This window comes from Bacteroidia bacterium, assembly GCA_041391665.1.
Classification (GTDB): domain Bacteria; phylum Bacteroidota; class Bacteroidia; order J057; family J057; genus JAGQVA01.
Genome location: JAWKNO010000003.1, coordinates 401,608 through 425,405, shown reverse-complemented (window position 1 = coordinate 425,405; position 23,798 = coordinate 401,608). Strand labels below are relative to the sequence as shown.

Annotated in this window: 18 protein-coding genes; 7 read left to right on the top strand and 11 right to left on the bottom strand. The window is 46.8% G+C overall.

Going from position 1 to position 23,798, the window contains the following annotated elements; translation table 11 throughout:
- Nucleotides 1–14: 14 nt before the first annotated feature.
- Genes R3D00_24520 through udk form a run of 4 tightly spaced genes read left to right on the top strand, consistent with a single transcriptional unit; the run spans nt 15 to nt 3,503 of the window.
- Nucleotides 15–1,733, top strand: coding sequence for a 2Fe-2S iron-sulfur cluster-binding protein (locus R3D00_24520; GenBank protein MEZ4776362.1), 1,719 nt, complete (start codon nt 15–17; stop codon nt 1,731–1,733).
- Between the two features lie 14 nt (nt 1,734–1,747).
- Nucleotides 1,748–2,263 (top strand): hypothetical protein, encoded by a 516-nt coding sequence (locus R3D00_24515; protein MEZ4776361.1) that lies wholly within the window; start codon nt 1,748–1,750, stop codon nt 2,261–2,263.
- A gap of 1 nt (nt 2,264) precedes the next feature.
- Nucleotides 2,265–2,852: an RdgB/HAM1 family non-canonical purine NTP pyrophosphatase gene (rdgB, locus tag R3D00_24510; GenBank protein MEZ4776360.1), complete on the top strand. Its 588-nt coding sequence runs from the start codon at nt 2,265–2,267 to the stop codon at nt 2,850–2,852.
- Nucleotides 2,853–2,870: 18 nt separating this feature from the next.
- Nucleotides 2,871–3,503: a uridine kinase gene (gene udk / locus R3D00_24505; protein ID MEZ4776359.1), complete on the top strand. Its 633-nt coding sequence runs from the start codon at nt 2,871–2,873 to the stop codon at nt 3,501–3,503.
- A 49-nt stretch (nt 3,504–3,552) separates the two neighbouring features.
- Here the strand turns inward: udk and rpsA are convergent, their stop codons facing one another.
- A complete protein-coding gene (gene rpsA / locus R3D00_24500) occupies nt 3,553–5,700 on the bottom strand; it encodes a 30S ribosomal protein S1 (GenBank protein ID MEZ4776358.1) in 2,148 nt (715 codons plus the stop codon).
- Between the two features lie 91 nt (nt 5,701–5,791).
- A complete protein-coding gene (locus tag R3D00_24495) occupies nt 5,792–7,765 on the bottom strand; it encodes a hypothetical protein (protein MEZ4776357.1) in 1,974 nt (657 codons plus the stop codon).
- Between the two features lie 143 nt (nt 7,766–7,908).
- Here R3D00_24495 and R3D00_24490 point away from each other — a divergent pair, with 143 nt between their 5' ends.
- Nucleotides 7,909–9,063, top strand: coding sequence for a methionine aminotransferase (locus R3D00_24490; GenBank protein MEZ4776356.1), 1,155 nt, complete (start codon nt 7,909–7,911; stop codon nt 9,061–9,063).
- Nucleotides 9,064–9,079: 16 nt separating this feature from the next.
- Here the strand turns inward: R3D00_24490 and R3D00_24485 are convergent, their stop codons facing one another.
- From R3D00_24485 to R3D00_24445, 9 genes are all read right to left on the bottom strand, one after another.
- Nucleotides 9,080–9,814: a tetratricopeptide repeat protein gene (locus R3D00_24485; protein ID MEZ4776355.1), complete on the bottom strand. Its 735-nt coding sequence runs from the start codon at nt 9,812–9,814 to the stop codon at nt 9,080–9,082.
- Nucleotides 9,811–10,800 (bottom strand): VWA domain-containing protein, encoded by a 990-nt coding sequence (locus R3D00_24480; protein ID MEZ4776354.1) that lies wholly within the window; start codon nt 10,798–10,800, stop codon nt 9,811–9,813. The genes R3D00_24485 and R3D00_24480 overlap by 4 nt, the downstream gene beginning before the upstream one ends.
- A 68-nt stretch (nt 10,801–10,868) precedes the next feature.
- On the bottom strand, nt 10,869–12,377 hold the full coding sequence (locus R3D00_24475; protein ID MEZ4776353.1) for an LptF/LptG family permease: 1,509 nt from the start codon (nt 12,375–12,377) through the stop codon (nt 10,869–10,871).
- A 72-nt stretch (nt 12,378–12,449) separates the two neighbouring features.
- A complete protein-coding gene (locus R3D00_24470) occupies nt 12,450–13,370 on the bottom strand; it encodes an aspartate carbamoyltransferase catalytic subunit (GenBank protein MEZ4776352.1) in 921 nt (306 codons plus the stop codon).
- Between the two features lie 32 nt (nt 13,371–13,402).
- Entirely contained in the window at nt 13,403–13,945 is a 543-nt protein-coding gene (pyrR, locus tag R3D00_24465; protein ID MEZ4776351.1) for a bifunctional pyr operon transcriptional regulator/uracil phosphoribosyltransferase PyrR, read from the bottom strand.
- Nucleotides 13,946–14,350: 405 nt separating this feature from the next.
- A complete protein-coding gene (locus R3D00_24460) occupies nt 14,351–15,259 on the bottom strand; it encodes a sugar phosphate isomerase/epimerase family protein (GenBank protein ID MEZ4776350.1) in 909 nt (302 codons plus the stop codon).
- A gap of 3 nt (nt 15,260–15,262) precedes the next feature.
- Entirely contained in the window at nt 15,263–16,567 is a 1,305-nt protein-coding gene (locus tag R3D00_24455; GenBank protein ID MEZ4776349.1) for a Gfo/Idh/MocA family oxidoreductase, read from the bottom strand.
- A gap of 81 nt (nt 16,568–16,648) precedes the next feature.
- A complete protein-coding gene (locus R3D00_24450) occupies nt 16,649–17,824 on the bottom strand; it encodes an acetylxylan esterase (protein ID MEZ4776348.1) in 1,176 nt (391 codons plus the stop codon).
- 28 nt (nt 17,825–17,852) lie between these two features.
- Nucleotides 17,853–19,253: a Gfo/Idh/MocA family oxidoreductase gene (locus R3D00_24445; GenBank protein MEZ4776347.1), complete on the bottom strand. Its 1,401-nt coding sequence runs from the start codon at nt 19,251–19,253 to the stop codon at nt 17,853–17,855.
- 58 nt (nt 19,254–19,311) lie between these two features.
- Here R3D00_24445 and R3D00_24440 point away from each other — a divergent pair, with 58 nt between their 5' ends.
- Both R3D00_24440 and R3D00_24435 read left to right on the top strand, forming a co-directional pair.
- Nucleotides 19,312–20,634 (top strand): MFS transporter, encoded by a 1,323-nt coding sequence (locus R3D00_24440; protein ID MEZ4776346.1) that lies wholly within the window; start codon nt 19,312–19,314, stop codon nt 20,632–20,634.
- Nucleotides 20,635–20,659: 25 nt separating this feature from the next.
- A complete protein-coding gene (locus R3D00_24435; GenBank protein ID MEZ4776345.1) occupies nt 20,660–23,791 on the top strand; it encodes a glycoside hydrolase family 2 TIM barrel-domain containing protein in 3,132 nt (1,043 codons plus the stop codon).
- The last annotated feature ends 7 nt before the right edge of the window (nt 23,792–23,798 follow it).

The following is a 23,798-nucleotide window of genomic DNA, read 5'->3' as shown; positions in this document are numbered from 1 at the left end:
TGTTACTGCAAAATATGGCAAAAATTACGATTGACGGCAAAGAGATTGCGTTTGAAGGTCAACACAAGTTACTACAATTTGCCCTGGATCAGGATATTGAAATTCCTTATTTCTGTTACCATCCTGCAATGAGTATCCCGACCAACTGCCGGATGTGTCTGGTCGAAGTTGGTGTTCAGTCCAGAGACCGCGCCACGGGTGAGTTTCAGTTTGACGAAGAAGGTAAACCTGTGGTAAACTGGGGGAGAAAACCCAATACCGCATGTAATACGCCACTCACCGATGGGATGTTTGTCAAAACCCATCGATCTTCTGAAATGGTAAAAACCGCGCAGCAGGGTGTATTGGAGTATATGTTGATCAATCACCCGCTCGATTGCCCGATTTGCGATCAGGCAGGTGAATGTCCGTTGCAAATCTGGACCTACAAATACGGACCGGAAGGCTCTCGTTTTGAAAACCAGAAAGGTCATAAACAGAAGCGCGTAGAATTGGGCCCAAGGGTAGTCCTCGATGAAGAAAGATGTATCAACTGTACCCGTTGTACCCGTTTCACTGAAGAAATTTCCGGCTCCAATCAGTTGTCTATTGTAGGAAGAGGTGAGAAAAACCGCCCGGCTACTGCTCCCGGCGAAGTTTTCGACGAGCCTTATTCCATGAATGTCATAGATATTTGTCCGGTAGGTGCGCTTACCAGCAAACAGCACCGGTTTAAAGCCAGAGTTTGGGAAATGTCTCATTCCCCCGCAATTGACGTAAACGATAGTACCGGTACTAATATTCACGTATGGATTCGCGACAATAAAGTACTGCGCATTACTCCACGTGAAAATCAGGATATCAATGGTTTCTGGATGCCTGATGACCACCGCCTCAATGTAGATTACTACAATGAAAAGCGTGTCTCCGGAACCAAAATCAAAGGCGATATTCCGGTTGATTTCCAAACGGGCATTCAACGCGCTGCACAGTTGCTGCAAGATCACAAAGGCAAAATATTTTTCCTTGGTTCTGCTTTCGCTTCGATGGAAAGCAACTACGCACTGAAAGAATTCGCCACCAGCCTCGGTGCAAAAGATATTTACTATGTATCCCATATTGTTCCCGGACGTGGAGACAACTGGCTGATGCAGGATGATTGTACGCCAAATGCTGCAGCATGTGAATTGCTTGGCTTCAAGGCGCTTTCTATGGATGAACTGAAGGCAAAGTTTGAAGCTAAAGAAATCAAATGCCTTTACTCGCTGGAAAATGATCATGTATTTGCTGATCTGGCCAGCTATATCTCTGGTGTGCCTACCGTAGCCCATGGTCATCAGCACCAGCCTGGACATGAGTTTGTGGAAGTATTGCTTCCTGCAGCTTGCTCCATTGAGGCAGAAGGTACATTTGTCAATGTAAAAGGTATGCCACAGGTAAGCTCACTGGCAAAACAAATCCGCCAGATGACGCCAGAAATGTGGATGCGCCTTCCCAAAAGCCGCCTTGACAAAGGTGCAGTCGCCGTTGACCGCTGGCGCAATCTCGACAATATCTTTGATGTGCTTCCCGGCTGGAGATTAATTACGCTGGTTGCAACTGTAATGGGCTTAGAAATGTCCTATCAGGAACATAAAGATATTTTCCCCAAAATGAAGGCGGAGATTGATATATTGAAAGATATTACTGTATCATACAAACCACCCAAAGCTGCATTCAAAACTACTCAGTTGGAGTTTGCACCCAGGTGGTAAACACAAGTCGTTCTATGGATTTTTCGACGGAAGATATATCCCGCCTCTATGGCCAATACCTGTTTGTCGTTGCGCAGGATGATCTTACCGAAATAGAACAAGCTAGTGAAATAAAAAATGAAAACTATCCGGAACCGGCTGATGATCAGTCTGTTCTGGATTTTTCTATTGTAACATCTGGCTCTGCAATCGACTGGAAACTCAAGCAGACCTCACAACTTGTACTGGTCCTTTCGCAGAAAGAATTTACTGACAAATCGCTGACTGGTTTCCTGAAACAATGTATTATTGAGGCTGCTGTCAATACAGATCAGGTAGGATTTGGCATTTTGGATCCAACTGCAGAAAGCTGGAATTTCTCAGACCTTCCGGTTTCTTTTGCCTGGGTATTTGGTACGACCCTTTCTCCCCAGACAATAACCTTGAATGATAATACCCTCTTCATTCATCCGCCACTGGCAGGTTTACTGGAAGACGGGGAGAAGAAGAAGGCCTTGATCCAACAGCTTCAGGCATTCGCGAAAAAATGATATGGAGAAAAAGAAGCTTCTCTTTGGTACAAATAACCGCAATAAACTCCAGGAAATCCGGCAAATGATCGGCGATTCCTATGAAGTGTTATGTCTGGCAGATCTTGGGAAAGAGATTGATGTCGAAGAAACGGAGCCGACACTGGAAGGCAATGCCCTGTTGAAGGCAAAAGCGTTTTATGAGCATTCGGGAATCCCCTGCTTCGCAGATGATACCGGTCTTGAGGTAGACGCGTTGGACGGGCGTCCTGGCGTTTATTCGGCGCGTTATGCAGGGGAGGGGTGCAGCTATGAAGACAATGTCAGAAAAATGCTCGCGGAGATGACTGGGAAAGAAAACCGGAAAGCGCGCTTCCGCACAGTAATTGCCTATTTTGATGGTGGAGCACCTTCCTTTTTTGATGGGGTTGCCGATGGCGAAATTACCGAAGAGACTTATGGTCAGGGGGGATTTGGGTATGATCCGATTTTTCGCCCGGCTGGATATACACAAACATTTGCAGAACTTACTGCTGAAGAAAAAAACAAAATTTCACATCGGGGTAAAGCGGTTCGGTCGTTTGTCCGGTTTATCCTTCAATCACACTAACAAGATTACTCATCCGCAATGGATAAAAAACCCTATATCGTAGGAATCTGTGGTGGAAGTGCTTCCGGAAAAACGTTTCTTCTCAACCAGTTGATGAAGCAGCTTCCCCAGGGACAGATCACATTGATCTCCCAGGACAATTATTACAAAAAACAGGAAGATCAGGTAGTGGATGAGGAAGGATTAATCAACTTCGATCATCCTGACTCTATAAATCTGGACGAGTTGCATCAGGAGCTTCTGTTGTTGATTCAGAAAAAAGGGTTTTCCCGTTGGGAGTACACCTTCAACAATCCGGAAGCGGTTCCCCGTCTGCTTCGGTTTGAACCTGCACCGGTTATTATTCTGGAGGGATTGTTTATTTATCACAAACCGGAAATAGCGCGGTTGATTGACCTGAAATTATTTGTAGATGCGGAAGAACATATACGGCTGAGCCGTAGGTTGCAGCGAGATCATACGGAGCGCGGATATACGGTGGAGTCTATTCTGAGAGATTACGAGAAATATGTGGCCCCCATGTTTTACCGATATGTGGCACCTTTAAAATCGCAGTGTGATATGATTATTCCCAACAACCGGCATATGTATAAAGCATTGCAGGTGGTGGTAAATCATTTGACGAAGGTTTTAGATAAAAAACCAGCATAAAAAAAAACCTTCCCATTGGGAAGGTTTTTTTTTATGAACTGATAATTGCTTATTCGTCGCTTTCGTCGTCTGAATCAGCAGCATCAATTTCCGGTTCTTCAGTCATGATTACATCGACTTCCTCTTCAACTTCTTCCACAGGAGCTTCTTCCTTTTTCTTGGAAGATTTTTTCTTAGTACCTTTTTGCTCCTCGGCTTCCATCTGCTCTTTCAGCTTAGCGAGAACATCCAACTCTCCAAGGGTGGTTGTACCGGCTTTCGCTGTCTGCTGAGCAGGAGTAGCTTTGGTACGGCCCTGGCCTTTGGTTGCATTGCCATTGGATTTGGGTTGCTCGGCTGCAGGCGCTTCTTCTTCTTTCCAGGCACGGGTATGAGAGAGAATCAGTCGTTTTGCATCTTTGTGGAATTCAATTACCACAAATTCTGCTGCATCATCAACTTTGAGGGCTTCTTTTCCATCTTCTACGGAAAGATGTTTAGGAGGAACGATTCCTTCAACACCGTAGTCGAGTTCAACAGTAGCACCTTTGGTTTGAATCTTTTTGATCGTACCGCTGTGTACGGATCCAACTGTAAAGATGGCTGCGAAAGTATCCCATACATCTTCAGTCAGTTGTTTATGGCCGAGGCTCAGGCGGCGGTTTTCCTTGTCAATGTCAAGAACAACCACTTCGAGCTGATCGTCCACTTTGGTATATTCAGAAGGGTGGCTGAACTTTTTGGTCCAGGACAGATCTGAAATATGTACCAAACCGTCAACACCTTCCTGAAGTTCAACAAAAAGGCCATAGTTGGTCATATTGCGAACCAGGCCGGTATGTTGGCTACCAACAGGATAGCGGGTTTCGATATCTGCCCATGGGTCATTGAGGAGTTGTTTCAAGCCCAGTGACATTTTACGATCATCGCGGTCAATGCTCAGAACAACAGCTTCAAGTTCTTCACCAGGTCTGAACATTTCGGTTGGATTTTTGGAGTGCTGAGACCAGGACATTTCGCTGGTATGGATCAGCCCTTCCACTCCGGGGAGGATTTCGAGGAATACACCGTATTCGGCAACGGTTACGATTTTTCCTTTTACTACAGAGCCTTCAACGAGAGTTTCAGGCAGAGACTCCCACGGATGAGCAGTGAGTTGTTTCATTCCAAGACTGATACGCTTTTTGGCGTCATCAAATTCCAGAACTACTACATTGACTTTCTGGTCAAGTTCCAATACTTCTTCAGGGTGGTTGATACGACCCCAGGAAATATCAGTAATGTGCAGAAGACCATCAACACCTCCGAGGTCAATGAACACCCCGAAGTTGGTCATATTTTTAACAGTACCTTCGAGTACCTGACCTTTCTCGAGTTTTTCAAGGATTTCTTTCCGCTGTTCTTCGAGTTTAGCTTCGATCAAAATTTTGTGGGAAACCACTACGTTTTCATAAGCATGGTTGATTTTTACAACCTTAAACTCCATGCTGCGACCTACGTAAACATCAAAATCACGAACGGGCTTAACATCAATCTGAGAGCCGGGGAGGAAGGCTTCAATACCATTTACATCCACCACAAATCCACCTTTGGTACGGCGCATTACATGGCCCATGATAATGGTATCGTTGTCCATGGAGTCATTAATCATTTCCCATGAGCGCAGATTTTTGGCACGCTTGCGGGAAAGAATCAACTGACCATCCTGGTCTTCGACACTTTCGATAAACACTTCAACTTTGTCTCCGATTTTCAGCGCATTATCGCGGCTTCTGAACTCGGAAATGGGAACTACACCTTCGGATTTAAATCCGATATTGAGAACAACTTCTTTGTCGCCAATACTTACAACAGTACCGGAAACAATTTCATTCTCATTAAACTGACGCAGCGTACCGGAATACAATTGTTCCAGTTCTTCCCGCTGTTTGGATGAATAATCGCCTCCATCTTTCCACCAATCATCGTCATCATCATCCTCATCCTCTCCTTTGGCTGAAGCGTAAAGCTTTTTTACCAGGGGAGTAGAACTTTCGTCGTCCGAGACATCAAAATCATCATCATCATCTGTCTCGTCAAGGTCATCATCTCCATCATAATCATCGTCGGAAATGTCATCGTCGTAAGCTGAATCATCATCAGCCTCTACTGTGTCGTCCTCCATTTGAGGAACCACTTCTTCGTCTTTGTCAAATTTTTTGTTGGTTTCGTCTACCATTTATTTAGGTTCTCCTTTCTGTCGGGATTTACCGGACGGGTGCAAATGTAGTACAATCTATGTTTTTTCACAAACAAGAATCACATTTCCCTTAATTCCTGTATTTCTCAAACCTAGGATCCTCAGACATAACTGAAAATGCAGGGTTGTTAAATATAAGGGTTTTGTATTTGGCGTCCATTTTTACTGCTTTATCGAGGTATTCCATGGTCATTTTGGTGAGTCCGCGATAAGCGCTTACGATGGCGAGGTTGAATACGGGTTCAGACATTTTGGGATCCATTTGCATGGCAGCTTTAAAATCTGCTTCTGCTTCGGTGATCATATTGGTTTTCATCCGTGCTACCCCGCGGTTGTTGAGGTTTGCAGCAGTTGCGGTATTTCCTTCCAACAGATCTTTGTATTCTTTCAGGGCACCACTGATATAGCCGATTTTGTCCATCAGTACTGCCCGGTTAAAGTAGATGGGGCGGTTGCCAGGGCTTTTCTGGGCGAGCTCTGTATAAGCCTTGTACAGTTCTTTTTTCTGGTCAAATGCATATTGGTCGGCAAACAACACTTTATAGCCCTGCACGCTCATGCTGTATTCATTGGAATTTGCATCGCGGAAGCGGCTGGCGCTTTCAAGGTCAGCAAATGCTTTTTCGTACTCGTCGTTGGCGAGGTAGTAAGTCGCGCGGATTGCGTAAAGGTTGGGGGTAGCTGCTTTGGTCAATACCTCATTGATAACCGCCATATCTTTGCTGAAATCGCTGCCATCTTTATGGCCACCTACACGGAATACGGTCTTGGCAATATCCTCCAGTTGCATCGACGCTACCGGAAGTGGCTTCTCATAACGTTTGAGAATATTTTCTGTACCTCCATAACCAAAGTCCATGACTGAGAATGTATGCCGGGCTTTTACCAGAACATCATCTACGAGGGTTGTCCAGAACTTAACTTTCCGGAGTTTTGCTTCTTTTTGGTCATTGGTAAGTGAACCATCATTGGCAATAGCGAGAACTTCTGCTTTTTGTTCGGAAGTTAGTTTCGTGGATGCCTGCGTGAGAAGTCTTACCCTTTCCCAGTCTTCTCCTTTTCCTTCTGCAGTTACATTGAGTGAGGAGATATTTCCATTGAGGATTTCCAGCGCTTTTTTCAGTGCATCGGCCCGCTTTTGCGAAAGTTTCATGTTGAAAGACTCCTTACCACCGGGTGATGCCCATCCTTCGAGGCTCACGCCATCGATTTTATAGCCAAAGTTTTTGTATTTTTCTACAAACGCCTGGATAAGCAGCGCGGAGAATGACGTGTCATCGGCGAGTTTGAAAGAGCTTTCCTGAAACATTACATCAATGGTTCCGGTAAATCCTTCATAGCGATAAGTCTCATCTTTTACCATGATCTTAGGCATGGAAACCGAAGATTGCAGGGCAGCAGCCTGCCATGGCGTGGCACTACAGCAGGCAGGGAAAGCCGTGCCAATGGGTTTGGAATCTGTTTCACAGAAATATTGTTTGACATTGCCGGTCTTGTCGTATTTGGCAATGGCAAAAGACAACATCAGCTGTTTGCCTTCCAGGCTTTTTCCTCCGAGCGGAAATTTATACAGGAAGAAAGGTTTCCGGTTGGCAACATAATACTCGCGGCTTACAACCAGCGTACCGAGATCTCCGGCTTTTGAGGCTTCCAGATCCTGAATCTGATCTACCGCCTTATAGCTGGCATTTACATGGACAGCCACGCCTTTATCGAGATACTGAGCATATTCCAGGTCCTGAGCCAGGCGGAAATACAAAGTATCTTTTTTGATTTCATATTGTCCCTGTTCGAGATAATAGTAGGTGAAATCGCTGTTGTCGTATTCACTTACCTTTAAAATATTGGACTGGGTATTGTTCTGGATCAACTTATTGATCTCAGCATTAAAGGTTTCACAGGTGTTGACATATTTTACACCGTTGTATTTCACCTTATTAATAAGACCCTCCGGCTTACATGCAGACAGTACTACTACTGCAAGCAGAAGGTAAGTGTATCGGAAGAATGAGTTGCCGTTATTACTGGTTTGTTTTGGGCGCATACAGTAGCTATTTGAAGTTGGGTTTCTACAAAACTATAAAAAAAATAAACTTTCAGGTAACTCGTAAGGTTTTTTTTGATTAATTTCAAATGAATGACACAATTCAATTTGATTTTATTTGATATTCTGTCATAATTTCCCCGATGATTTCTCCCGCTATCTCTTCTAAACTCCCCTGGGTTGGCACAACGATTTTTTCTGTTATGTCTGCGCTCGCCCGGCAAAATAAGGCCATAAATCTCTCTCAGGGCTTTCCTGACTTTCCCTGCGACCCTCAACTCACGGAGTATGTCGCCCGTGCCATGCGTGATGGCTTCAACCAATATGCGCCAATGCCCGGACTCCCTACCTTGTGTGAAGAAATTTCGCAATTAGTAAAGGCAATGTACGGATATTCCTATGATCCTGCTACAGAAATAACGGTGACCTCCGGGGCTTCTGAAGCTTTGTATTGTGCCATTACTGCAATCGTCAGGGATGGGGATGAGGTAATCGTGCTGGAGCCTGCCTATGACCTCTATCTGCCGGCTATCGAGCTTGCTGGCGGAATTCCGGTTCGGTACGCTTTGAATCCTCCTGATTACCGGATCAACTGGGCACATCTGAAAAAACTTATCAATCCCAATACCCGGGCGATTCTCATCAATACCCCCCATAATCCTACCGGAACCATTCTGGAAGCATCGGATTTGTCCGAGCTTGCTGCCATCGTGCGTGATACGGGTCTATTTATTATTAGCGATGAGGTGTACGAGCATATTATTTTTGATGGGAAGGTTCATCAGAGCATTGCCTGTTATCCCGAACTTGTTGGCCGGAGTTTTATCGTTTCTTCTTTTGGTAAAAGTCTTCACACTACCGGCTGGAAGGTAGGGTACTGCCTGGCGCCGCCTCAACTTACGGCAGAGCTGCGGAAAGTACATCAGTTTGTAGGTTTTTCTACCAGTACGCCATTTCAGCAGGGCATTGCCTGGTATCTGCAAAATCATCGGGATAAAATACAGGGTATCAGTGCATTTTATCAGCAAAAGCGGGATTTGTTTTTGAAATTGATGGAAGGATCTCGTTTCCGGCCCATTCCTTCGAGCGGGACTTACTTTCAGCTGATGAGTTATGCGGCGATTTCGGATGAAACAGAGTTGGCATTTTCGAAGCGACTCACGACAGAATATGGCGTTGCCTGTATTCCCGTATCAGTATTTTACCGGCATGGATCAGAAAACCAGGTGGTGAGGTTCTGTTTTGCCAAAGAAGATGAGACCCTTCAAAAGGCAGCTGAGAAATTGCAAAAAATATAGTCAGGTAAACCAGGGGTTACCAGTCAGGACTTTTATCATTTTTGTGCGGGGCGGCAGCTGATTTTCGCAATTGTTGCAGGTACTGGATTTCGTTTTGCCGCATAGATTCAAGAATTCGCCGGGCCTGAAACAAAGAGATCGTATCCGCACCTACGGGTCTGGCAAAGTCATTGGTAGAATTGGACTGCCGCTGGCGTTGAATGATTTGCTGGATCATGCTGCGGTAGTCTTCGGGGATATTATCATCCGGAGCGGTATCTTCCTCTTCGGCAGGCGCATCTTCCTCATCATTGGATGAGGGCGGGCGCGGCGGTGGCGGTTGTTGCGGCGGATTATCGCCTTGCATCCGTTTGCGCAGCAATTCGTAATTGTAACGGGCCGTTTCGTTTTCAGGATCGAAGATCAACGCTTCCCGGAATGCTTCGAGCGCCTCTTTGGGCCGCTGGCGGCGAATCAGCAGCAGGCCAATCTCATTGGACGCCATAGCGGCAACGTCATTGGCGTTTCGGTCCAGTACCAGATGAAAAAACTGAAGCGCTCGCTCGGTGGAATCGAGCGCCAGATAACACTGCCCGATATTGTAGTGGATACTGGCTGCCTGTGCCGGATAGGCTTTGAGCGCGTCTCCATAATGTAAAATGCTGGTATGATAATCGCCGCTGTGAAATGCCTCAGCAGCCAGGGAAAGGCTTTTTTCCTTTCCACTAATATTACCGGCGAGCAGTATTACATATAAGAGTACTTGCATCATATTTTTCGAATCGGCATAATAAACATACTTCCCATCAGCAGCAGCATCGCCAGAAATAGAAATGCCTGGTACTGATTGTTTTGTATTTTATTCATATTGGCCAAAAATGGGGAGGAACTCAATGTTTTTATCTGTTTTTCGAGTGGATAAAAATCTTTTCCCAGTTCGTTGATCTTTACATAATCTGTTCCAAATGATTCGGCAATGCCAGCCAGACCGTTGTCCACCAATCTCGAAATGGCCAGTGCACCGTCTTCATACCTTTTATAACCTGCTTTCCTGTTTTCCACCATATTGGGAACGGGCGCTCCTTCATAAGTGCCAATGCCTACCGTATAGACAACAATGCCTGCCTGCTTAAGTCTTTCAATCAACGATACATAATTGTCGCCAAAGTCTTCTCCGTCAGATACGAGAATAACCGCCTGGGTTTTGTTGCCTTTTTGGTCGGAACCATTTTGAAACCGGTCCATCGCTACTGCCAGTGCAGAGCGAAACTGTGTCCCGGTTTGGGCAAACTGACCGGATTCGGCCATATCCAGAAAAAGATTGACGGCTCTGCGGTCAAGTGTAAGCGGGCATTGGACGTATGCATACTCTGCAAATAAGATTAGTCCTACCTTATCGCCTTCAAGGTGGTCTACCAGTTCTTTCAACTCCCGTTTGGCAAATGAAAGTCTTGATGGCTTGATATCTTCTGCATTCATGCTGGCGGATACATCCATGACAATAAAAATTTCCCTTCCGAGAAAACTTCCCGTTGAATCCGCATCATGGGTGTATGGCCCCAGTAGCGCAATAAAAAGGAGGATAAAACCGCCCATTCTCATCCCCAGTTTCAGCAATGGGAAAGACCGTTCGTACTGTTCGGTACTAAACCAGGTCTCGGTAATATAAGCTACCCTTCGGTACACAAGGTATATGATCCCCAGGGTTACTGGCAGACCGAGCATCCATATCCAATATTCAGGAAAAGCTACTTTCACAGCATGCAATAAGCAAAATTCCCGTAAAATTTGTACCGCAGAAAGTTTCAATCATCAAATTTTGATCCTCAGTCGTCGGTATGCGGTGGTTTCAGGGTAGAAGATCTTCGAAAATTATTTACACTCTGGCGGAGTCTGTACCAAAGATGCTGAATCTGGTCGCGGATTCTCATTCGCAGACTTTCATCCAGCAATTTGGAGTCTGTGGTCGCCTGATAAGTAAAGTAAATGGCAACTGGCGTAAAAATGAGTACAGACAACCAGGCACCTGCCCAGGGCTCAAGTACGCCCTCTTTTGCAAATTTTTTGCCGTAGGTTGTCAGAATATAGAAGATCATAAAAAGCGTGATGGAGATCAGCGAAGGAAAACCCAGACCTCCTTTCCGGATAATGGCTCCCAACGCAATGCCGATAAACATAAACAGCAGTCCGTTAAAAGGGAGCGCATATCTAAGGTGAAATTCGTAGTTATAGTTGCGGTCAATTTTATCCTGATCTTCTTTCTTTTTGACCATAAACTCTGTATAACTTTTGACGGCCCGCATACTTACCAATGCGCGGTTGTACAGGTCGCTGGGGGTATTTTGGGGAAAACAAAATGCCATGTCCTCGCCAGGCTCCAGGCTCATAGACTCGGTAATCTGGTATTTGATTTCATGGGTGGTGTCGCGGTAGTATTCCTGAAAGGCTGTATCTACAAAATTGTAGCGGGCAATTTGTTCGAATGATTTTTTTGTATAAGACTCGTCAATTTCCACAAGGCTGTCTAATGCAGATACGAGTTGACGGTAGGGGAGGGTGATCTGGTGGCGAAACTGGCTTTCATCCGTTCTGTCGAGATCAAAGCCTGAAAGGTCAAACCGGTAATAGAGTGAATCAAAATAAGTTCGCCCCAATGGGTAGGATTCGGGTTCTCCTGACTCGTTTTTATATTCTTCATGGCGGCTTCCTTTATAAAGCACCATCTTCATCACATTGCCATCCATTCCTGAAATAGCCGAGTCGGCAATAATGACATCCACATTGCCCCGGTTGGCGGAATGGTTATAGATCAGCACATCATACAGGGTGCCTGTCTCATTGTTTTTGTCGGAACAGCGGATGACATAGCCATCAATATCTGAGTAAAAGTATCCGGGCTGGATCGCAACGTTTGGCTTTTTGCGCTGTACATCATAAAGGAGACTAAAAAACTTGAGGTTGGCGCGGGGTACGGTATCGAGGGAAAACCATAGTGAGATTCCTGTAAGCAACATAGCAAATACCACCGAAGCCCGCATAATCTTAAGCAGACTGATCCCGCAGGATTTCATGGCTGCCAGTTCATTATTTTCGCCCATGCTTCCAAATGTCATCAGGGCAGCTGCCAGAATCGCCACAGGCATAGCGGTAATTGCCAGCCGTCCACCTGCATAGTAAAATAGTTTGAGCAATATTTCTCCCCCCAGCCCTTTACCAAAAATTTCGTTCATGTACAGCGACATAAACTGGATCACCAGGATAAAGAGGATGATCGCAAAACTCATGATAAAAGGCCCTACCAGCGAGCGAAATGTAAGCCAGTCTATTCTTTTCAATGGTTAATGGTCAATGGTTAATTGTTAATTACTGATGAATGTGGCTTTTTGGGGAGGGGAGGTTGTATGCAATTATCGGACATCGGCAAGAAGATAGAGCACAGCCATGCGAACGGCCACACCATTTTGAACTTGTTCGAGAATAATAGCCTGGTCAGAATCGGCGACTTCGCTTGTGATTTCCACTCCGCGGTTGATCGGTCCGGGGTGCATGATGACGAGTTTTTTGCCGATACTTTCCAGCAGCGGCATATTCAGCTGATATTGAAGTGAATATTCTCTCAGGCTGGGAAAATATTTGATGTCCTGCCGTTCCAGCTGAATGCGAAGCATATTGGCTGCATCACACCATTCGAGTGTGGCGCGCAGATCATAGCTGACTTTTACCCCAAGGCTTTCGATATGGCGGGGAATGAGGGTCGGTGGTCCGCAGACAGTTACTTCCGCTCCGAGTTTTTTCAGTGCGAATATATTTGAGAGTGCCACGCGGCTGTGGGTGATATCTCCTACAATAGCTACACGCAGTCCTTTGAATTCGCCAAATTTTTCCCTGAGCGAAAAGCAGTCAAGCAGCGCCTGGGTGGGATGTTCGTGGGTGCCATCACCGGCATTAATAATCTGTGCCGGAATATGTTTACTGAGAAAAACCGGGGCACCGGGTAAGGGGTGGCGCATGACGATCATATCCACCTTCATGGCGAGGATATTATTGACGGTATCGAGTAGCGTTTCTCCTTTTTTCACACTACTGGATGATGCCGAAAAATTAATAATATCGGCTGAAAGCCTTTTTTCGGCTAATTCGAAGGAAATACGGGTACGGGTGGAGTTTTCAAAAAAAAGATTGGCAATCGTCGTATCCCTGAGTGAGGGAACTTTTTTGATCGGCCGGTTGATCACCTCCTTAAAATTATCTGCCGTCTGGAAGATTTGTTCCATATCTTCCCTGGTGATATACTTGATGCCGATTAAATGCCGGGTGCTGAGGGCCATTCCGTAGATGTTATTTAGTCTTTACTGAATTGTCAAATAAGAAAAACTTCGTCGTCCCCTCCACTTTCTTTCAACTCAACCAGCACCCGCTGGGTATCGATGGTATCCACTTTAATTCCTGTGTACGAAGGTTCAATCGGTAGGTCGCGGGCATGTTTTCGATCTACCAACACCAGCAGTTCTACCGAAAGCGGTCTTCCATAAGCGAGCATGGCATCCATGGCAGCGCGTACTGTGCGACCGGTAAAGAGCACATCATCGATCAGGATCACCCGTTTTTTTTCAATCAGGAAGTCGATACGGGTGCGATTGGGCTGCAGGGGATTTTCCCGGGTGCGAAAGTCATCCCGGAAGAATGTTACATCCAGTTCGCCGTAAGGAATTTTTACCTCAGGCATCAGCTCTGTCAAAATCTGCTGCATTCGCCGGGACAAATACACCCCTCTGGGCTGTGCGCCGAGAATGACGGTCTGATCAAAATCTCCGTAATTTTCGATTAGCTGATGGCACAGGCGCAGCAGCGTAACCTGCAACTTTCCACTGGGGAAAAGGTCTAGTTTATCCTTTGATTTCATTCACCTGCGAAATTGCAAAGAATCTCTGTCAGGGGCAAGTGAAGGGGAGGAAAATGGTTAATTGTTAATGGTTAATTGTTAATGGGTTGAACTGAAAAAGGTCTTTTCGCTTTCTTCCTGTCTGCCCTTGCAGATGTGAAACTCCACTCTGCGTTTGCCCTTTATTTTTCTTGTCTATGACAAGCCTTATTATGTGGGGGACGCAGATTCCCGCAAAGGCCACGCAGAGGACGCAGAGGACCACGCATCTGCAAGAGCAGACTGGAAGTCACGCGGAAGTCACAATACCCTTTGCGTTACTTTTCGATTCCTTTGCGGACTTTGCGTGAACCCTAACCTCTCAGATCGAAGACCAGTTTCATTAAGTTGCAAACATATGAGTTGCGCAGAAACTCCCTGTTACGTTCACCCGCTGGCGTATATCTTATCCATCAGCTCGGAGATCTGCTGAAGTCTTTCGCGGTCTCCGCCCGGTACTTCGGCTGATCCCCAGCCTTTGTAACCAACCTCACGAAGTGCCTGGTTGACCGCAGGCCAGTTGCAGTCGCCTTCGGTGAGTTCGACATTAAATCCTGCCCAGATGCCCTGATTTTTTTGTTTTTCCCTGCTGTATTCTTTGATGTCCACCTTCATAATCCGGTGGCCCAACGCCTGAATCCAGTGTTCAGGCCAGCCATACCTCACGATATTGCCTACATCAAAATACCATCCGATCATCGGGCTTTCAAATTCGTCGATATATCGCGCCGCTTCCAGCGGGCTGATGAGGAAGTTGTTCCACACATTTTCGATCGCGATTTTGATCCCTGTTTCTTCTGCCACCGGCAACAGCTTTCTGATCTCTTCCTGCGAACGCTGGTATGCATCGGCATAAGAGACTTTTTCATTCACCACCGCCGGAACCAGCAATACCGTCGTGCCGCCATATAATTTGCAGTCGCGAAGGGCGGTTTTCATCGAGTCCACACATTTTGCGCGTACGGTTGGGTCCGGATCGCCCAGCGGCATTTTCCAGTGCATGGAGTTGACCACTCCCGGAATCTCCAGCCCGGTTTTATCGCGGGCTTTGAGGATTTCCTTTTGATCCAGATCGTTGGGACTGTCTAGTTCTACCCCGTGAAAACCCAAATCTTTGAGGAGTTTGAATTTGTCCATCACAGACAATTTTTCCTCCACCATGCCAAACTTCAGGCTTTTTTTGATCAGCGGTTGATCATCGGCAAATAGTCGGGCTGTATTTGCCAAAGCGCCGGGGATCAGCGACATTCCTGCTGCTGCCCCGGCTGTATATTTGATAAATGTTTTGCGATCCATCCGTTAGAAGAACTTGGTGAGTCCGGGTTTAGCTACATCTGCCGATTTCCATGCCAGATCCCAGTTGTACTCGTCGATTTTCGGTCCGAGGGTCTCCGTGGAGGCCATCATTTGTTCGAGGGTGATTTCCTGTCCGGTGTAGGCAACGGTTCTTCCCCAAAGCGCGAGCAGGGTGCTGTTGGCCATCCATTCTCCGTCGTTGACAGGTTCGCCCTTGCGGATAGCGGCAAACAGTTCGTCGTGTTCGGTCTGGTACATATCATTTTCCTCACCGCGGTAAGCCCATGCATTGTGACCGATGATTTCATGTTTGCGGCGGATACAATCCACATTCAGACGACCATCAGAACCCATCACCTCTACATGGTAGCTTCTCTGGGTATCTTTTTGCTGGCGGCTGAAGTGGAAACCTTTTACGCCGCTTTCCCATTCATATACGACAGCAAAATGGTCAAAAACATTTCCATAAATATCTTCTACCCGGCGTTGACGCCCACCGGTACCAATGGCTTTTACCGGCATTTTATTTCCCATAGACCATACCATCATATCGAGACTGTGTACCGCCTGTTCGGCAATATGATCTCCTGACAACCAGTTGTAGTAGATCCAGTTGCGCATTTTGTACTCCATATCGCTCCAGCCTGTTTCACGGGGATATGACCACAGATAATCGGCATAGTAGGTGTTGTAGATGGCAGTTACATCGCCAATGGCTCCTTCCTGCACTTTGCCAAAAGCAGCGCGTTTAGGATAATGATATCTCCAGCAGAATCCCGACATCAGGGAGGTCTGGTTTTCTTTAGCAATGCGTGCTGCTTCATATACTTTTTTCAGTCCGGGCATATCCACTGCCATCGGTTTTTCGCAGAAAATATGTTTTTTCTTCTGCGCAGCATAGAGCAAGTGATCGGGACGGAAAGCAGGTGGTGTAGCGAGAATTACCACATCGACATCGGCATCAATCAGCTTCTGGTAAGCATCAAAGCCAAAAAATTTGTGGTTGTCTTTTACTTTTACTTTGTCCGGATGGGCTTCCAGAAGATTCTGATAGGATTTTTCCATCCTGTCAGGGAATACGTCGGCCATAAAGGCGAGAACGACATCCTCATCAGCAGAAAGTGCCTGGCTGGCAGCGCCCGTTCCTCTGCCACCACAACCTATAAGTCCCACTTTAAGGGTTTTGCTGCTTCGTGCGAAAGCAGAGTTTACCAGCCCGACATTTAAGGCGATGGTACTTCCGACGACTGCTTTTCCTGTGGAGGAGATAAACTTGCGGCGGGTAGTAGTGTTAATATTGTCACTCATAATCAGATGTTTTGATGAAAGTAATCAATTTGTAATCAAAAATAGAAACAACAAGGTATCGAAATCACTTGCCCAATGTTTTTACCTGTCAATAAGTGCAGACACGGCTTCATTCCCGATAACTGCATAGGCAGGTCTGGGAAAGTCCTCTGTAAATACCTTCAGATCTTCTTTGGGCAAAATGGTAATGCCAGCCTCTGTAATCAGGCCTTTTTCTGCCTGCCACCTTCCGGGAATCAGGTCGAGGTAGTGAACGAGAAACTGATAGGCAGCCTGCCGTTTGTTGGGGCCGTAGTCATGTCCTTCGTCGGGTAAATGGGTGTATTGTACCCGCCCTTCCTGATTGTAGTAAGAATAAATATTCCGGATATAAGGATACTCAACTTCAGGCACATTTTTCGTCCAGTCTTTACCGTCAGAAACCAACAGCAAAGGTCTGGGGGCGGCTAAGGCGGCTATTTCCACATTGGAGGTCTGGTGGTGTTCGCTTTTGTGAATGGGCATTCCGCTTTCGCAGACACATCCTCCAAAAAAATGGGCAGAAACCATCACAACCGGTGCAGATACTGCGATACGGTCATCTAAAGCGGTAAGGATAAATGCCTGCGTTCCGCCGCCGGAAGCACCGGTAATGCCGATTCGCCCGGGATCAACACCGTCCTGTGTCAGTATAAAATCAATGGCGCGTATACTGTTCCAGGTCTGTATTTTGGGCGCTTTGGGATGTTTGTGGTCACATTGATCCGAATCCCCATAGCCGATCATGTCATAGGCAAATACGATGGCCCCCATTCTGGCAAGGGTAGCGCAGCGGTATTGCATGTCTTCGCGATACCGGCCGTGGTTGGCCGGATCACTCCAGTGACCATGAGTACTAAGTATAGCCGCAAACGGGCCATCGCCTTCTGTGGGGCGGTACAGATTTCCGGTAACAAAAAAGCCCGGCAGGCTCTCAAAAGAGACATTTTCAACCGAATACCCATCCATCACTTTTTTACTGTGAATAACCGTATTCAACGGTGTTTTTTCGGGTGTGGTGGTAAGTTCCAGCCCTTCCAGAATTCCCTGCCGGATGGTTTCTGCCCGATGCTCCCAATCTTCGAGGTTATGGTAAGTTGCCGCAAATTCGGTATGAATGGCAGCTGCTTCGGATTCTGTCCAGTAATTGCCCTGACAGAGCATACTCTGCCCAAAAGCTGAATAAACCCCTGCACCTGCCAGCAGAACAGTTAAAATGATACGTTCAGAAAAATGCATGATATAAATTTGTTTGGGGAATAAATGATCAGATATACTTGAGCATGCCCAATGTGCGGTTTTCTTTCCAGCGACCGCGGGTAAAGTCAGGAAAACGGACCGGAATATTTCCCAGTTGAACCGAAATCTCTGACAGCGGTGTTACTACCGACCAGGAAGCCGCATCATACACATCCATGTCGAGTGGGCGGCCCTGATTGAGGCAGTCAATGAGCCGGTAAAATTCGAGAAAGTCCATGCCGCCGTGTCCGCCATTTTTTTCGATCTCGGTTTTGAGTTTGTCCCAGATCGGGTGTTTGTATTTTTCGCGGTACTGGTTGTAGGTTTTTTCGTCCATCCATTCGTGTCCGTGACCGTGGTCAATATGAGACAGGCGGCTTGGGTAACCTTCGTGGCAGCCTTTGGTTCCGGAAAGGAGATTGATGCGATTGTAGGGTCTGGGCGTAACCACATCGTGCTGTACGAGAATCATGCGCCCGTTGGCCGTTTTGATCATGACATTGTTCATGTCGCCGTGGGCAAACTCTTTTCTTCCGTAGAATTCATTTTTTTTGTCTACAGTCTGAGAGTATTCACTCAGCGAGGCCTGTTTGCTGCTCATGGACACGAGCGTTTCAAATCTGTCGCCACGATCAATCCCCATATATTGCGCCACCGGCCCCAGGCCATGCGTAGGGTAGAGGTTTCCATCGTGGGCCACGTGGTGTCTGATTCTCCATTGGTTGTAATACCCATCCTCACTAAACAGACTTTCCTTCAGGTCGTGAATATAAGCTGCTTCTGCGTAGGTAAGGGTACCAAATACGCCGTCTGCGACCATATTGAGCAGCCAGAGTTCCTCATCTCCGTAACAGACATTTTCCAGCATCATACAATTGCGCTGGGTTTCTTCTGCTGTATCGACCAGTTGCCAGCAGCCTTCAAGTGTATAGGCGGCGGGTACCTCGGTCGCTACGTGTTTACCATTTTGCATACCATATACACACATGGGCACGTGGAGGTCCCAGGGCGTTGCGATGATGACCAGGTCGATATCATCGCGGCGCATCATTTCTTTCCAGCCTTCAGGGTCAGAGTGGTAAACCGCAGGTTTTTGCCCGTGCCCGCTGTCTTTCAGATTTTTGAGGGTTTTTTCTACCTGCTCCTTGCGCACATCGCAAATGGCCGTGAGCGTCGCTTTGCCCGGGCACAGTGCGTCGACAAGTTGAGTGAGAAAGGTTCCTCTGTTACCCAATCCGACTACCGCTACCTTTACCTGCGGAATCGGCGCTACGGTAAGGCCAATCACAGATTTTCCAGATGCAGGGCGCGGCGCGGAAATGCGCTCCAGAAGTGTTTCTTCGTGCGATTTTGCACTGGCGAAGCTACCAAAGCTGCCAAATAGGCCGGTAAGGGCGATGTTTTTGAGGAATGATCTTCGTTTTTCCATAATGCCAGAATTTGAGGTAATATACCTATTATTGTATAATTTCGACCAAAGATCGAACATGAGCGAAAAGCTTTCCACAAGTGCACGCCTGGGATATGGGTTTGCCGATTTTGGGCAGAATATTATTTTCCAGGCAACGGGCATTTACCTGTTGCATTTTTACACCGATATTTTTTTGATTGATGCGGGGTTTGTCGCCGTTCTTTTTCTGGTGGCCCGCATCTGGGACGGGATCAATGACCCGATCATCGGGTATTTTGCGCAAAAGACCAAAACCCGCTGGGGCACTTTTCGGCCCTATCTGTTATTTGCGTCTCTGCCCATGGCGGCGAGTATGGTGTTGTTGTTTTACGCTCCTGATTTGTCACCTGCCGGAAAACTCGTCTATGCAGCTGTAACCTATATATTTTTTGGGCTTTCATTTACCCTCTATAATATTCCTTACAGCACACTTACGGCTGTGATTACCAGTGATTATCACGAGCGATCATCCCTTACCGGGTATCGTATGACGTTTGCCATGACCGGAGGCATTGTAGCCGGTGTGTTGATGCTGCCGGCTGTAAATATGTTTGGTGGGGGGAAATATGGCTATCTGTATGCCGCTATTTTATTTTCTGTGATTATTTTTGCGGCCAATCTTTCTGGTTTTTTTTCGGTGAAAGAGCGGATTCAGCTTCAGCCAGCCGCAAATATTCCTTTCTTCAAAGCCTTTGAAGCGCTACGGAAAAACCGCCCTTTCTGGCTGCTGTGCCTGGCTTTCGGTTGTTGTTTTGCTGCGCTGGGTGTATATTCGGCCACCATCGCTTATTATTTTACTTACTATTGGGGCGATTCCTCCCAAACTTCTGTTGCGCTGTTTATCATGATGGGAACGACGGCTGTGACCGTTCCTCTCTGGACCTGGTTTGCGCAGCGGTATGGGAAAAAACGAACATTTCTTACCGGAGCAGGTTTTTACCTTGTGGCATTTGCCGGTTTGTTTTTTATTCACCCCGGGCAAAATATATGGTTGTATGTGTTACTTACTTTCCAGGGAATTGGGAATGGCGCTGCGGCATTTACCAGCTGGGCCATGTTGCCCGATACTGTTGAATACGGACAATGGAAAACCGGCCTGAGAACTACAGGTTTAAGTTATGGTATTTATGGATTTTGTTTTAAACTTGGACTTGGATTGGGCGGTGCAGCTACGGGGTTTGTTCTGGCAAACCTTGGTTATGTGCCCAATACCCTTCAGTCCGAAATTGTTTTGACAGGGATAAAAGTGCTGCTAACACTTGTACCTATGGGGTTGATTATCATCTCGTTTGCAGCCATTTCACGATATGAGATCACCGCTTCCCTGCACAAAGAGTTGAGTATGAATATTGAAAAATGAAAGTCAGAACTCAGAACTAATTATTATGAAATACATCGTTTTATTTTTTCTCCTCATTATTGGCGCGGTGGTATATGCTCAGACGCCTGAATGGCAGACAGAAACCGTTATTGGCCGCAATAAAACTGCCGCCCACGCTACATTTACGCCGTATCCCGATGTGGTAAAGGCGCTTTCCTTTGACCGGTCAAAGAGCCCCTGGTTTCGTTCTCTGAATGGTAACTGGAAATTTCTTTTCCTCGAAAAACCAGCAGATGTGTTGCCCGAATACGCTTCTGCCAACTTTAACGATTCTGGCTGGGATGAAATAGCCGTTCCCTCCAACTGGCAGACACAGGGGTATGGCCAGCCGATTTACACCAATATTATCCATCCTTTTCCTGCAACTCCCCCCACAGTGCCTTCCGATAAAAATGAAACCGGTTTTTACCGCCGGTCATTTGAAATCCCTGCTGACTGGGCCGATATGCAGGTGCTCCTGCATTTTGCTGGTGTACAGTCGGCCTGTTATGTCTGGGTAAATGGTAAGGAGGTTGGCTACAGCGAAGGAAGCATGACGCCGGCAGAGTTTGATATTACAGAATTGGTAAAACCCGGACAAAATTCTCTCGCAGTTGAGGTAATCCGTTGGTCAGATGGTAGTTATCTTGAAGATCAGGACTTCTGGCGACTGAGTGGTATTTTCCGGGAAGTGGTGCTCTACGCCCATCCTCAGGTGCATATCCGCGACTTTAAAGTGGAAACCACTTTTGGCGCTACAATGGAGAACGCAGCCATTTCACTGAACACTACCATCGCCAATACCGGAAAGAAAAAAGCGAAAAAACTGCAATTGGAAATTAACCTTTACGATGCGGAAAATAACGCTGTATTTGGTGCGGTGATTCCTGCGCTCAATGCTTTTTCGGGTTATTCCGAAGACAATGTTTCTTTTGGATGGCCGATTACCAATCCCGAACTATGGAGCGCTGAGATTCCCTATCTCTATACGCTTTCCATTCAACTGCTCGACAAAAACGGTATGGCCATAGAGGCTGTGAGTCAGAAAGTTGGTTTCCGAAAAGTGGAAATCAAAAACGGGCAACTGCTGGTCAATGAAAAACCCATCTATATCAAAGGCGTCAACCGCCATGAAACCGATTCCCGCTTTGGCCGGGCAGTTACGGAAGAGGGAATGGTTCAGGACATTCGCCTGATGAAACAAAACAACATCAATGCTGTGCGCACTTCCCATTATCCCAATCAGCCGAGATGGTATGAACTGTGCGATGAGTATGGGCTATATGTATTTGATGAAGCCAATATCGAAAGCCATATGCTCTGGTATATGGGAAAAACTCCGGCGAAAGAACCAACCTGGAAAGACGCATTTATTGACCGCGGCGTGTCTATGGTACACCGCGACAAAAACCACCCAAGCATCATTGCCTGGTCATTGGGAAATGAAACCAGCATTGGTGAAAACTTTTTTGCGATGGCAGATGCGATGAAAGCCATCGACAAAACCCGTCCGATCCACTATGAGGGCAGGGATCCGTACAATCAGCAGACCGCTCCCGAGTTTGATATTATCTCAAATATGTATCCATCTGCCGAAGAGGCACTGGCGCTGGCCGAAAAATATCCAGACCGCCCCGTGATTTTGTGCGAATACGCCCACGCAATGGGCAATAGTACCGGCAATTTTGATCATTACTGGAATATATTTGAAAGCCACCCCCGTATGCAGGGCGGTTTTATCTGGGACTGGGCAGATCAGGGCCTGATCAAAAAAAATGAAAAGGGAGAAGAGTTTTTTGCCTATGGCGGAGATTTTGGCGACAAACCCAACGACAAAAATTTCTGCTTCAACGGACTGGTAGGTGCAGACAGAGCGCCGCACCCGGGTCTGATGGAAGTGAAAAAAATCCAGCAGTTTGTCAAGGTTTCATGGGCTGACCGGGACGCCCGAAAAATCAAAGTAAAAAATACCTACGACTTCCAGGGACTGGGTTTTCTGGAAATGTACTGGGAACTGATAGAAAACGGTAAATCTATCCAAAGCGGAACAATTCGCGAACTAAACATTGCTCCACAGGGAGAGCAGGTGTTTACCATTCCTTATACACTTCCCGGTCAGTCTGCAGAAAATAGCCGGACAGAATACTTTCTGAACGTACGCTTTAAACTTCGTGAAGAAAATATGTGGGCAAATGCCGGGCACGAACTTGCCGTGGAACAGCTCCATTTTCCAGTAAAAACAACGGCTTCGCTCAATTCGCTCGACTTCGGTGCTTTCCCCAGACTGGTTTGGGAGCAGTCGCAGAATGAGTTTACTATTTCGGGCAAAGATTTTCAGTGGACGATAGACCGAAATACCGGCTTTATCACCAGTTGGGAGCAGAATGGCCATAGCCTGATCAAAAATGGTCCGCTACCCAACGTATGGCGTGCACCTACTGACAATGATGAAGGTGGAGGAGATAAGAGTTTTGCTCATGGCTGGCTGACTTTTGGGCTCAACAACCTGAAGACAGTAATCGACCAGGTGAATAAAACTACACCTGAAGAACATTCAATCGGCGTACAGATACGCGGTCGCCTGACCGGTGAGGGAGGCGAAATCCCTTTCGAACTGGACCAGACATTCCTGCCTGATGGTTCTGTGCAGATTACCACCACACTTCGCCCCGGAGGCAATACGCCTCCCCTGCCCAAAGTGGGTACATTCTGGAAACTCCCCAACAACGAAGACCAACTGGTCTGGTATGGCAGAGGTCCCTGGGAAAGTTATTCTGACCGGAAGTGGAGTGCTATGGTCGGGCAATATGGCGGTTCTGTCGCAGATCAGTATGTCGATTATGGCCGCCCGCAGGAAAATGGCAACAAAAGCGAAGTGCGTTGGGTGAAAATTACCGATAACAGCGGAAAAGGATTGATGTTTAGCGCACCGGCAGGGGAGACGATCAACTTCAGTGCACACCATTATTCACTCGAAAACCTCGTTTCCGCCAAACACCCCTATGAACTGGAAGATGCAGGCGAAATCACCCTGAATATCGATCATTTGCAGATGGGACTCGGCGGGGACGACAGCTGGAACCCTCGCACCCATGAAGAGTTCCTGCTGAAAGCCAGTGAATATAAATGGACGTATGTAGTGAAGGCTGTGGAGTGAGGCGGAA